General features: G+C 50.6%; 10 protein-coding genes. 1 reads left to right on the top strand and 9 read right to left on the bottom strand.

Going from position 1 to position 13,102, the window contains the following annotated elements; all coding sequences use genetic code 11:
- Positions 1–10 precede the first annotated feature (10 nt).
- Positions 11–1,864, bottom strand: coding sequence for a SulP family inorganic anion transporter (locus tag BSZ32_RS02115; protein WP_105041889.1), 1,854 nt, complete (start codon positions 1,862–1,864; stop codon positions 11–13).
- Between the two features lie 12 nt (positions 1,865–1,876).
- Positions 1,877–2,977, bottom strand: coding sequence for an LptF/LptG family permease (locus BSZ32_RS02110; protein ID WP_105041888.1), 1,101 nt, complete (start codon positions 2,975–2,977; stop codon positions 1,877–1,879).
- A gap of 157 nt (positions 2,978–3,134) precedes the next feature.
- Between BSZ32_RS02110 and BSZ32_RS02105 the strand changes: the two genes are divergently transcribed.
- Complete coding sequence (locus BSZ32_RS02105) at positions 3,135–3,335, top strand: hypothetical protein (protein WP_105041887.1); 201 nt, start codon at positions 3,135–3,137, stop codon at positions 3,333–3,335.
- Between the two features lie 136 nt (positions 3,336–3,471).
- Here the strand turns inward: BSZ32_RS02105 and acs are convergent, their stop codons facing one another.
- The 7 genes from acs to BSZ32_RS02065 all read right to left on the bottom strand — a co-directional run bounded on the left by acs (position 3,472) and on the right by BSZ32_RS02065 (position 12,954).
- Positions 3,472–5,421, bottom strand: a complete 1,950-nt coding sequence (gene acs, locus BSZ32_RS02100; RefSeq protein WP_105041886.1) for an acetate--CoA ligase — start codon at positions 5,419–5,421, stop codon at positions 3,472–3,474.
- A gap of 214 nt (positions 5,422–5,635) precedes the next feature.
- Positions 5,636–6,484: a pseudouridine synthase gene (locus BSZ32_RS02095; RefSeq protein WP_105041885.1), complete on the bottom strand. Its 849-nt coding sequence runs from the start codon at positions 6,482–6,484 to the stop codon at positions 5,636–5,638.
- A gap of 113 nt (positions 6,485–6,597) precedes the next feature.
- Positions 6,598–6,753, bottom strand: a complete 156-nt coding sequence (locus BSZ32_RS02090; RefSeq protein WP_105044745.1) for a small basic protein — start codon at positions 6,751–6,753, stop codon at positions 6,598–6,600.
- Positions 6,754–7,271: 518 nt separating this feature from the next.
- Entirely contained in the window at positions 7,272–8,279 is a 1,008-nt protein-coding gene (locus BSZ32_RS02080) for a UbiA family prenyltransferase (RefSeq protein WP_105041883.1), read from the bottom strand.
- Positions 8,280–8,373: 94 nt separating this feature from the next.
- Entirely contained in the window at positions 8,374–9,561 is a 1,188-nt protein-coding gene (gene eboE, locus BSZ32_RS02075) for a metabolite traffic protein EboE (RefSeq protein ID WP_105041882.1), read from the bottom strand.
- A gap of 231 nt (positions 9,562–9,792) precedes the next feature.
- Positions 9,793–10,992, bottom strand: a complete 1,200-nt coding sequence (fabV, locus tag BSZ32_RS02070; RefSeq protein ID WP_105041881.1) for an enoyl-ACP reductase FabV — start codon at positions 10,990–10,992, stop codon at positions 9,793–9,795.
- Positions 10,993–11,088: 96 nt separating this feature from the next.
- Positions 11,089–12,954, bottom strand: a complete 1,866-nt coding sequence (locus BSZ32_RS02065; protein WP_105041880.1) for a glycerophosphodiester phosphodiesterase family protein — start codon at positions 12,952–12,954, stop codon at positions 11,089–11,091.
- Positions 12,955–13,102: the final 148 nt, after the last annotated feature.

The raw sequence follows: 13,102 nt of genomic DNA, 5'->3' as shown, positions 1-13,102 counted from the left end.
GCGGAGAGGATTACGATTTCTTATGAGACGGGTCGTAAAAGATCTTAATATCCGCAGTCTTGGTGCCAAGTAGCTCCTGAGCACGTAATAGAGCGTCACGTGTCGATAAATTGGGGTTACTTGGTGCATAAATGAAGACGTTTGTTTCGCCTTGAGAACGGTCACAGTCGCCTTGGATAGTTTCTAGCGCGCCAGAGAGCTTGAGAACTTTGTAGACTTCCCTGGTCGCTCCTGAGATGAGCACGAAGCGTCCCTGTTCTCGCATGTGTTTCACCAGACTCTCTAGGGCCATGACGCTGGTGGCGTCAAGGTGGCGTGCGTTCTTGAGGCGCAGGATAATGACTTTGAGGTTGGGGTCAGAAGCTGTGATTTGGACTTGAGTGTGGAATAGGTCAGCAGCGCCGAAGAAGAGGTCGCCTTCGACGTGCACGATGGAGATCGCAGGGTTTTGGCGATTTTTCTTTTTGTCAAGTTCTCGCAGGTCGCCTTCATCACTTACTTCGTATTCGATGAGGTGTGGTTTAGAGGCCTTACGTAAGAAGAGTGTGATAGAGAGGGCTACACCCGCGAAGATAGCGTAGTCGAGCCGAGTGATGAGTGTGGCGCTAAAGGTGCTGATGATGACGAGGGCGTCATCATGGGTGGCACGGAGGCAGATACGGATTTGGTGCCATTTGATGAGAGTGATGGCGATGCCTATGACGAGGCCTGAGAGTGAGGCCTTGGGGATATGTTCTACAATGGGAAGCTCAACGAGTGCCCAAAAACCGAGCAAGCAGAGTAGCGAGCAATAGATTGAGGCGAAGCGGGTTTTAGCTCCAGAATCGTAATTGAGGGCTGAGCGAGTGAGTGAGCCAGAGGCTGGCATGGGTGAGAGTAGTGACGCTCCTAGGTTGGCCATGCCGACGGCAAACATATCTTGGTTTACATCAGGTCGTTCGCCACTGCGCGAGCCGAGTGATTTGCCCATCACTGTGTTTTCTAACGACGCTAGAAAAGAGATGGCAAAAGCGACTCCGAAAAGTACAGAAATAGTATCAAAATCGAGGGTGGGTAGGCTGGGGGAGAAGGAAAAATCATTGAAGGGAGTGAAGGTGGCAATTTCTGAGAATGCTGGCACAAACATTTTTAGTAGGTAAGTAATCAGTGTGGTGACAGTGAGGCAGATTGCAAAATTGGGGAGGGCTGCAAGCCGTTTTTGCATGTAAAGGTAGAGGGCTAAGGTGCAGCCACCAAGAAGGAAGGGTTGCCATTGGTAGGATTGCCAGAAAGACCCCATCGCATGGAGGATAGAAAAAAAGGTTTTAGCGCCAGCCTCAGCCATGGGTTCGGCTACCCCTAGGATGTGCTTCATCTGATTGGTCATAATCAGGATGGCTGCACCAGTAATGTAGCCGACCAGCACACTGCGGCTGACGTACTGCAAAAGGTCCGCTACTTTAAAATACGCTCCAGCGACCGAGAGAGCTCCGACCATAAATACTAAGAGCGGCATCATTAGCATCTTGCTCTGCATGTCGACCTCCGGGTGGGATACGAAGAAACTAAAGACCATGAATGCCGTAGCATTGGTGGGGCCTAGAATAGTGAAGCGTGAGCCCGCAAAAATAGGTGCTAGAACGCCAGCAATGATCGCGCAAATAATGCCGTAGTATATAGGCAGTTCCGCAATCGCTGCATAGGCCATCCCTTGAGGGAGGGTCAGCAAAGCAACATTGAGTGCCGCTTTGCTGTCGGCTCCTATGTTGCGCGGAGTCAGTTCCGACAAGGAATGGCGAATAGGAAAGGGGTCCAGCGCATTTTCCCGAAAAAATGTGCAGACGTTTCGCCAAAGGTTTCTGTAGGGGTGACTGTGCTTAGCCATGAGGACTGTGAGTTATTTTCTGCTCGCGCGTCGGAACAGGTAAATGCCTAGGAGTAGTGCGAGGAAATTGGGCATCCAGTAGAGAATTGTCGCCAGATCTTCTGAGTCAGCATCGACCTGATTGGCAAAAATGTGGAACAGGAAGTAGCCTAAGCCGATGGCGATCGAGAGCGCGAAGCCGCTGGAGGATTCCTTGCGTCGAGATGACATCCCGAGCGGTACGCCAACGAGAGCGAAGGCGATGCATGCGAGCGAGTACGATTGGCGGTGGGTGATTTGGTTCTTAAACTCGGTGACTTTCTCAGGCTTAAGATTGGGATGGTCCTGCAGGTGTTGCGTGATCTCAGTATTCGTCATCCAGGACGCCTTGATGCGTTTTTTCTTTTCTAGGCTGAAGTCGAAGATCACGGGGTTGATTGCTGAGACTGTGATGGGTGTGTGAATGCCGTCTTTGCTCACGGTCTCAATCGTTGCGTCCTGAAGTTTGAGCTGGAGTTGCCCTTTGGTGATGTCGATATCTAGGTGCGCACTTTCAGCGTAGGTGTAGAGCTTTTCGCCGTATGCTGTGCTCTCGTCGCCAATATCGTGGATGTGCACTCCGTAAAGGATGTCACCCTCGCGGGCTTGAACGTAGATGCGCTTGTCGTCGAGTTGGGTCTGAACAACGCCAGGGTCGAGGAATTTATTGGGGTCTTCTTTGACAGCTTGGATCAACAGGTCCTTCACATTGCCCTTTGCCTCAGGAGCAATTTTGACGTTGAGCCAATAACAAAAACCAGAGAGTAGGATGGCCGAGGCAAATACAGGCAGAGCAATGCGGGGAAGACTACGGCCCGCCATACGCATGCCGACTAGTTCGTTGTCTGCAGAGAGACGTCCAAATACCAACATCACAGCAGCCAAGAAACTGAATGGGATGGTGAACATAAGTGAAAACGGCAAAACGCTGAATATGAACTCTAAAATCAGATAGGCCGATGGATGCTTCCCTACAAAGAGTGGGCGAGCCTCCTTGAAGATGTTACCCAGTAAGAAGACTCCACTGAGGATGAGCACGGCAAAGATTGTGGTGCTTATGATTTGTTTTCCGATGTAGCGATCTGCTGTTAGCATTGGTCACGTCATAATCAGCATAAGCTTGGCAGGTGTCGAGCGTAGGTTTGTGCTTTTTTAGAGGGTGACTGGGCGATTGGCTAGACAGTTACTCAGTCTTACGCGGACTAGAACTCATTTTGCTAAACAGTGAGCCTCATTTTTTCAATAGTAAGCGGTGAAGTTAACCCAATTGCCTATTCCCACTGCGAGGCTAAAACTCAGAACTGCGACTGAAGAAGCTGAAGTCAATCTACTTCGACAAGCTCTCAACCGTGAGCATTATCTCAAAGCTGGGAGGGCTGTAGGTCACTCCCTCTGGCAGGGAATCTACGAAACCAACATCGAAGACGGTAGCTCAAAGTTAGCCCATCACTAGCATGTTAAAGATGGGTTAGCCTATCCCAAAGCCCGAACTCGAAGCATAGAGCTTCCTAATTAGAGAGCTGTGTAGCGCACAAAAAAGCGATGGGCATTGCTGACCATCGCTTTTGAAATTGAGATTTGTTAAGGGGCTAACCAGTGATGGACTTTTGGATAGCTGCGATGACTGTGCTGTCCTCAAGCGTTGTGATGTTTCCTGTGACTTTGCCGGTGGCGACAAGTTCCTTGAGGAGACGACGCATGATCTTGCCTGAACGGGTCTTTGGCAGGCCGGGTGCGAAGTGAATCGCGTCTGGTTTTGCAATCGCACCGATGACTTTTCCGACGTGGTTGCGGAGCTCGACTTTGAGCTCGTCAGTTTCTGTGATGCCAGTTTTGAGGGTGACGAAGCAGACGACTGCCTGGCCCTTGATTTCGTGAGGCTTACCAACAACAGCGGCTTCGGCTACTGAGTTGTGGGCAACGAGAGCGGACTCGATCTCGGCAGTACCGAGGCGGTGGCCTGAGACGTTGAGTACGTCGTCGAGTCGGCCAATGATGTAGATGTTGCCATCTTTGTCCTTACGGGCACCATCACCAGCTGTGTAAATACCGTCGTAGTCACTCCAGTAAGTGTCCTCGTAGCGCTGCTTGTCACCGTAGACGCTGCGGAGCATGGATGGCCATGGCTTGCGGATAACGAGGCGACCTGGTTGGTCGACTTCGCATTCCTTGCCGTCTTCATCGAGGATCGCAGCATCGACACCGAAGAATGGGCGAGTGGCTGTGCCTGGCTTGATGGGTGTGCAACCTGGCAGCGGTGAAATCATCGCTGCGCCAGTTTCAGTCTGCCACCATGTGTCAACGATCGGGCAGCGTCCACCACCGATCTTGTTATAGTACCATTCCCAAGCAGCTGGGTTGATAGGCTCACCGACTGTGCCGAGGAGGCGAAGTGAGGAGAGATCGTACTTGTCGACGAACTCGTCACCGGCCTTGATGAAGGCCCGGATAGCTGTCGGTGCTGTGTAGAAAATAGTCACGCCGTATTCTTCGATGATGCTCCAGAAGCGTCCCCAATCTGGGAAGTTTGGTCCACCTTCGTACATGACCTGAGTCACGCCAGCGAAGAGTGGTCCGTAAGTGATGTAGGAATGACCAGTGATCCAGCCTACATCGGCAGTGCACCAGTAGACGTCGTCTTCTTTCATGTCGAAGATGTACTTGCAGGTGGTGTAAGTGCCGACCATGTAGCCACCCGATGTGTGGAGGATGCCTTTTGGCTTACCTGTAGAACCGGATGTGTAGAGGATGAAGAGTGGGTGCTCGGATGAGAACCCTTCAGGCTTGTGCGTTGCTGTAACTTTGGCCGTTTCTTCGTGCCACCAGAAATCGCGGCCTTCAGTCATGTTGATCTGATTCTCACAACGCTTGAGAACGATGACGGATTTGACGGTGTCGTTGTTTTGGAGGGCTTCGTCCATGTTGTCTTTGAGAGGGACAACGCCAGCGCGGCGCCATGAGCCATCAGAGGTGATTACGGCAACAGCCTTGGAGTCCTCGAGACGGTCTTTGATAGACTCTGAGGAGAAACCGCCGAAGACGATAGAGTGAACTGCTCCGAGACGTGCGCAGGCTAGCATCGCGATGGTTGCTTCAGGAACCATTGGCATGTAGATGAGTACGCGGTCTTCAGACTTGACGCCTTTCGCGATCAGTACGTTGGCCATGCGGCAAACTTCATGCTGAAGTTGCTGGTAGGTGACAGTGCGCTTGTCGCCGGGCTCGCCTTCCCAGATGATAGCAGCCTTGTTGCCACGGCCGGCTTCGACGTGGCGGTCGACAGCATTTTCGCAGACGTTGAGCTTAGCTCCCTGGAACCACTCGGCGTAGGGTGCTTTCCAGTCGAGGACTTTGTCCCACTTCTTCTGCCACTTGAGGTCGCTAGCTTCGTTAGCCCAGAATGTGTCTGGATCTTCGATGGACTGTTTGTGCATGCTCTCGTATTGCTCCATGCTGGATACGCGTGCTTTTGCTGAAAATTCCTTGGAAGGGTGAATGACGGTGTTTTCGTCGATTACGAGTGTGTTATTGGTACTCATGAAATAATTGGGTCACTGGGTGAATAAGAGTGATTTCTGAGCGGAATTTAGCAGCGAAGATCCGCTCATGACAATGATGAATTCTGTGAATATTATACAGATGTATGATAAATGTAACGATTGCGACTGCGATCACGGCTTTGTGGCGTGAAAACGAAAAAGCCCATTCGTATTCGAATGGGCTTTTTTGAAATGGTGAGTAAAAATAAATTCTTTAGCGGCGCTTTCTAAAGGTCTTTTTTGTGGGGAGAGCAGTCCTGTCGGGTGCGCGTCTTCTCGCTGTCTTCTTCTTTGTCGCTGCAATTGGTCTAGCCTTGAGGGTCGCTTTAGTGCGGTAGGCCTTGTCGGTCTTTGGATTGCGCTGGAGGAGCTCGATGTCGTGAGCGTCGAGCTCGGAGTATCTACCAGGTGCTAGACCGCCGCCAGTGACGTGGCCGATACGGATGCGGACGAGCTTTACGACATTGAGGTGGGCGGCCTTACACATCATGCGGATTTGGCGCTTGAGGCCAGTTTCTAGGATGATGAGGAAGCGGCGTGGTGAGAGGCGTTTGACCGCCTTGGCGTGAGCCTTAGTATCGCCAGTCCAGATGCCTTTGAGAAATTGATCGAGCACTTCATTGCTGAAGGCTTGGTTGACGGTGACGAGGTATTCTTTCTCGATCTTCTTTTTCGGATGCGAAAGTTCCTGAGCGAGGTCGCCATCATTGGTCATGATTAGCAGACCTTCGGAATCCTGGTCAAGGCGGCCAACGTGGTTGAGGTGGCGCATATTGGGCGGGAGCAGCTCGTAGATAGTCTCGCGCTTTAGTTCGTCGTCCTTTGTGCAAATAAGACCTTTTGGCTTACAGAGCAGGATAGTCGTCGTGTCACGTGGGAGCACACGGGAGTTACCGATTTTGACAAAGTCGTCTTCGGTGACAGTGGTGGAAAGGTCAGAGCAGACTTTGCCGTTGACGACTACGCTGCCCTTCTTGATGAGCTCATCGCATTTGCGGCGTGAGCCAACCGCGCAGGATGCGAGGTACTTGTTGAGGCGAATGCCTAGTTCTTGGTCTGACATGGTTACTTTCCTTAATGTTTTTGTGCTAATGCTAGCACAAAGGCTATGGACAAGAATACCCGCAGGGTGAAATGAACACCGAGCGGGTATTTAAAGGTTCTAGCAAAAGAAGATTACGAAGTAACCTTTGTCTTAGGAAGACCGATTGGGGACTTGCCCTCTTCCCACCTACCGGATTCCTGAAGGGCTTTTACGCGCTCGAAACGCTTCATTACTGAACGCTTACCTGCTGCGCTTCCTTTTGCTTTGAGACTTGAATGCTTAGACATAATAAAAAATTGTACTTGGGTGTGAGGGCGCAAGCTAGGAGGAAGTTTTGGGATTTGCAACTGGAAATTCACATTTTTCACAGATTTGCTGGGGAACCAAACAAAATAACGCAGAACGGCCTTAGTTGGCGAGCTTTTTAGCGATAATGCTAGTGCCACCGGTGATGCTGTATCCATAGCCGTAACCCTACCCGGCCTCAGTCATTTTTTGGATATTATGTTTCCATTATCCAGAGGTGACCGGATGATGGATAGGATTTCATAGCCGTCTGTGATGAGTGCCTCCACAGCCGCTGCGGCATCCTTTGTGAGTTGTTAGCCATTGATTTCACAATCCGAATCGCGATCGTATTCGAGTTCAGTGACGATTTCTGTCACCCATTCCGCTTTATTGAAGATGCCAGTTTTCGTCTCACCGGTGGGGACTTCTCTGGAAACTTCTTTGTAGAGAGCTCTGAACTTGGCTTTAACCTAGACCTACTTGACTGTGGGTGATGACATGAATGGGTTTGTTGAGCTTAGGTGGCGGGAGCCCATTTCTGGAGCATGAGTGACAGGCCAAAGAGCACGAGACAGACTAAGATCCATGGCCAGCCAAATTGCGCCGCGAAGGTGGCATCCAGCAAGCAGAAGCCAGCTAAAGACATCGAAACGAACTTGTCTTTGTTGCTGTTGATCTGGCGGAAAGCACTGACCATCCAGAGCCAGTAGAGCAGCAGGGCTGAAAGACTAGGTAAGTCGAAGTTAGCTTTGAATAGAATATTGAGGTTCAGTGGTAATGCTAGAAGAGGCAGTAGCAGCATAGTTAACATGAGCGATTTCCTCCAAGTAATGGGCTTCGGTGAAGATTCACTGCGCGCGACACTGGCGAAACAGATGGTGTAGAGTCCGACGCAGAGGGCGTAGAGAAAGGGAATTGGACGCACGCCTTCGTCTCCACAAACAACTGTAATTGAAGTGTCATTGGGAGCTTTTGGGTGGGAGTCGAAAACTTCCTGTAAACTTGGAACTGTCGTGATCGCTATATATGCACCAAAGAGCACAAGAAAGAATCTGCAAGCACCGATGAAGGGAAGGCCAATCCACGGCGAGCGTTTATGCCATAGAGAGTAAATGATAATGGCACCAGCTAGCAAAAGGCTAGCAACGAGAGCTGAGGGAGCGAAACTCCCAGTTGAGAATTTAATATAGGCGAATGGGAGAACGATGCCAGTCGTCAATAAAAAGGCGGCATACCCGTAAATACTATTTCTATCAAGAACACCCATCGGAATCGGCCGGTCGGGCTTATTCGATTTATCAAATTCCACATCGACAGCATCGCCAAGAAAGCAACCACCAACATAAAGGCATGATGCCGCTATACAAGTGACAAGAAACAAAGGGACGGAAAAAATGGAGCTAGGAAAGTCTCCAAACATCACAGGTGCTAGCTGAACCAGCAAAAAGGCCACCAAGACATTACACCAGACAGTCGGCAAGTTAGAGATGCGGCCAGTCGCTAGGATGGCAGAGAATTTGGTCATGAATAATGTGATTTGAAATTTGTGATTTGAAATTGGAGATTGCTAGGACGATGAATCTCGGAATTACGAGTTTCATCGTACAGGATGCTCGCTACTACCTACTCGCTACTTGTTCGAGCGTCCACAGATACTCCTTGGTAAGCTGGTCTTCGATCGGAACTTGAAGAGTGTCTGGCAGAACTCCCCAAGTATACGTCTCCATTTCTAAATGCGGACAGGTTTCTGGCTTTTCTTTGAGATAGGCGAGAGCTGCTTCGGCGTGGTCGCGGGTTGATCCCAGCGGCGACTCGGGATCGTCATAGAGCGGGATATGGAAGTGGATGCGGGCTTCGGTGGCTCCATCGTGTGGGTAGTCAGATTGCTCGGCTGCTGCAAAGTATTCTGGCAGGTCACGGAAGCGTAGGATCGAGCCATCAGACTTCTTGATCAATACTTGGTGGAGGTAGGTGGGTTCGTCGAATGGACGGATTGCCTTTTGCGCCTCACTGTTGTGCGGGTCGATCGAGAGTGCATTTGACAGGTGGATTTTAGAAATGCGGATGCCTGCGTTTTCGAAGCGGGTGAGCGAGTCGTGGCAGTCTTCATATTCGAGGGCGAAGTGGCAGGTGTCGTAGTTGACGCCGATCCGCTTCGAGAGAACGTCAGCGCGAAGTTCGTTATTCTCCGCCCATTGGTGGAAGCGGATGAAGAATTCGATCGTCTCCTGGGTGTTTTCAAAGTGCCCTAGCGGCTCCGGTTCGAGCCCGAGGTGGAGATCTTTTTCGTATTGCTCAGAGAGTAAATCAATGTGCATCGCGCAGGCGTAGAGGTTCTCAAACATTTTTTCCTCGTCGGCATCAAATTCCTTGAAGGAACCTGGCAGAGTAGAGACCGAACCTCCAGCGTCTGCAGGTGCGAGTTCGGCAATGATGTTGAAAAGCTCAAGCGTGTAGCTGAGGCGCTCTGGCGTGGTCCAGTCTGGCTGGTAGACTTTTTCTTTCACCCGTGTGCCGTGGAATGCGCCGTAGGGGAACCCATTGATCGTGTAGACATAGGTGTTTTCCTTTTCTAACCAAGCGATGAATTCATCGAGTTTTGCGCCATCAGTGAACTCACTAACAGCCTTAGCTGAAAGCCTAAGGCCGATGGCAAAGGGAGTGTCTGAGTCGAGCTTCTGGGCTGCTACCACCTTGTCACGCACGACTATCGTGTGCTCTTTAAGCGCCGTAAATGTCTCCTCCCATGTTTCAGCTGGGTGGATGTTGGTGCAGTAGGATAGGTGGATGTTGGAGGACAATTTCATTGTCTTGTTTTTAGGTGTTAGGTGTTAGTTGTTAGGTTGTTACGTGTTACGTCTGGGACGATGAAACAAGTAGGTGCTGCGTTAGACTTTTTTTCAATCTTGGCTTCAGGAGTAATCGTGTATTCTAGTTTCATGGCTATCTTTGGGACTGCTATAAAAAAACGCCAAGCCGGTGAGTTCGGACGAGGCGTTTTGGAAATTTGGGTCAGAGGCGAGACGCCTCTTTTACGATTACTCAGCGAGTGATGGGACACCCGTAGCTGGGTCAATCTCAGCGTCGTAATCAACACCGTCGATTCCGAAACCGAAGAGTTTGAGGAATTCGTCTTTGTAGCCTTTGAAGTCTGCTACGTCTGCGAAGTTCTCGTTGGAAACTGAGCTCCAGATATTTGCGACAGCAGCCTGGATGTCATCACGCATTTCCAAGTCGTCGATACGGATGCGGCCAGCTTCGTCAAGTTTGCGGTCGGCTGCGTAGAGGCGGTCGGAGAAGAGTCGTTCGATTTGTTCGATACATCCTTCGTGGAGACCTTTCGCTTTCATCTCTTTGTAGAGAATCGAAATGTAGAGTGGCACGACGGGGATCGCGGAGGATGCCTGAGTGACGAGAGCTTTGTTGACGGAAACGAATGCTTCGCCGCCGAGTGATGCCTTGAGCTTAGCATCGAGCTTAGCGCAGGATTTCTCCACGTCTTTCTTCGCCCGACCGATGGTGCCATCGGTGTAGATCGGCCAAGTGAGCTCAGGTCCGATGTAGGAATAAGCAACAGTTTTGACGCCTTCGGCAAGCACGTTAGCGTCAGCCAATGCGTTGACCCAGAATTCCCAGTCTTCGCCGCCCATTACTTTCACTGTGTTGTCGATTTCTTCTGCAGTGGCAGCGCCGATAGTGACTTCGTCTACTTCGCCTTTATCGGTATTGAGGGTTTTGTTAGTGTACTCGCCGCCAGTGGTTTTGAGCACAGACTTGTACACTTCGCCAGTGTTAGGGTCGGTGCGTCGTGGCGATGCGAGTGAGTAAACGATCAGGTCGATCTTGCCATCCATGTCGTTCTTGATGATGTCGATCGCTTGTTGCTTGAGCTCGTTAGAGAAGGCATCGCCATTGAGTGATTTTGCAAAGATGCCTTCAGCAGTTGCTGCCTTTTCGAAAGCAGCAGTGTTGTACCAGCCGGCGGATCCTGTGCGCTTTTCTGATCCTGGCTTCTCAAAGAACAGGCCGAGGGTGTTTGCACCTGCTCCGAATGCTGGGACAATACGTGAAGCCAGACCGTAGCCAGTGGATGAACCAATCACCAGCACATTCTTAGGGCCGTTCTCGCTCTTTGGCTTGGACTTTACGTAGTCGATTTGCTCCTGCACGTGTGCTGCACAGCCATCTGGGTGTGAGGTGGTGCAGATGAATCCGCGAATTTTTGGTTTAACGATCATGATTTAGAATATTGTAATGAAAATTGCGAGGAGCGAGTGCGCCTCAGATCGGTACACGCTAGAGGGAGGTCAGGCCTAGGTCAAGCAGGACTGAGGCTACTGAATGAGGTCGTTGGTCTCACGGCCAAATGTGTGAGCTAGTTCCAAAAGAAGCCGTTGGTTAGGCTCTAGCTCAGCTCGCTGTTGGAGAACCTCCTGCGCGGTGGTCGGGGTGTCAGTGATGAGACCGTCGACTCCGCGACTTGCCATGGCTGAAATGTCGAGTGGGGTGTTGACGGTCCAGACAAATACTTGGATGGCATTGTCGTGTGCTCGTTTGACTAATTTTGGAGTTGCAGCACGGCTGTTGAGCCCTAAGAAATCGACGTCAAGCTTGGTTATATCGCCTAACGCTACTGTCGAGAGTAGACCAATTTTCCAATCGGGGCGCATCTTGCGCACTTTCTGGATGCCTTTGTAGTTGAGTGACATGATCATGACTTCCTCGGTCATTTTCTCAGCTTCCACGATGTCGATGACTTTTTGTTCTAACTCTACATCGTGTCCGTAGTATTTGAGTTCGATCAATACTCCCGACTTTCCTCGGCAAATGTCGAAGACTTGCTTGAGTGTCGGGGTTGTCTGGTCAGAGAATTTCGGGTCGAACCACGAGCCGATCTCAATGCCGGGTAGATCGCGTGACTTAGCGTCCCAGATGTTGAGTTTCTTGCGAGCTAGCCGCTTGTAGTCCGAGTCGTGGAATACGACAACGACACCATCGGCTGTTTCCTGCACGTCGATTTCGACAAAGTCAGAGCCAGCATCGACAGCCATTTGAATCGCAGCGAGGGTGTTTTCTGGGGCATCCATTGAGGAGCCACGGTGTGCAATGATGAGGACGTCGTCCTCCTGATGAAGGTTGCCGATCCAGTAGTAGCAAAATACGCCGCAGACCGCGAGTGCCGTGAGTGCAGCGAAGAAGGCATATTTTTCTTTAAGCGGCAGGTGAAATTTTTCGTCAGCCCCAAAGTGGACGGGGACAGTAGTGTCTAGTCCACACTTCTCAAACATCTGGAGGTTCTGGTGGGCTAGCATGCAGATAGAGATGAAGCCTATGATGAAGGAGATCGCGGAAGTGATAGCGAGAGAGCCCCCAAGAGTGAGAGCCAGCAATGGAAGACGGTCTGATAGTTGAGGAATGAGCCAGCCGGCTGCTAGATTGAATGGAGAGTTGAACAGAGAGATCACCAAAGGTGTGCCGAAGAGCCATAATGCGAGCCAAAGAGTGATGTGTTTCTTCTGGCCTTTGCTGATCACTGTACTGCGTTTCTTTGCAGATTTTGCAGAGATCGAGGCAAATAAAACCAGCGGGGGGGCATAGAACCAGCTGACTGCAAGCTTGATCAAGAGTATGGCCATGACGATGAGCAATACGGCTGCGATAATAACAGCTTTGATAAACTCAGGAGGCTTCTCTGCTAGGTAATAGTTGATGTCATTCTCACTGATAAAGTAGAGATAGTCAGCTGCAATCAATGCAACAAAGGGTAGTGCTACAAGCAGAATGGCAAAGGTGAAGCGTAGGCAAAGTTTGACGAGTTGCGGGCCCCTACGAGTGATCGCTCTAAAAATTCCTGTCAGGTGGGCGTGTGAGTGGTGGTAATACGCGTGGCTGCCGACTAACAGGGCGGCATAGGTGATGAAAGCAATCGTGAGCACTAGTGTGGCAATCAGGATGCCTGCGACAGCTCCAATTGGGCTAAGTAGAAATGTGGCAATCTCCGTGTCACTCAAAGCAGCTTGGCCAGAGAGAGAAACAATGGCTTGAATAGTGATGCCTACCATTGGAGCTAGTATGAGTGCTGAGACCAATGAGAAGGCGATATAGATCACCAAGAGGTCTTTCCAGCTTCCCTCGCGTAGAGTCTTCAATGCTTGTTTCGCTTCTAGCAGGGCGCTGGGTGGAGGTGTAGCTTCTTTCATAGTTGTGTGAACGGTATCTAAGTTATAACGGCTCCTAACTTTAAATGGAAGTTCTTTGTTAGTGGCGTCGGCCTAGACGCACCAAAAAGTGAGAGGTTCTACGAAAGCCCCTCACTTTTAGTTGGCTTCTTATGCAGAAGCTTAGATC

Origin of the sequence: Rubritalea profundi (assembly GCF_002954445.1) — a bacterium.
GTDB classification, from domain to species: Bacteria; Verrucomicrobiota; Verrucomicrobiia; order Verrucomicrobiales; family Akkermansiaceae; genus Rubritalea; species Rubritalea profundi.
The sequence above is the reverse complement of the archived record's forward strand: the minus strand, read 5'-3'. Positions and strand labels throughout refer to the sequence as shown.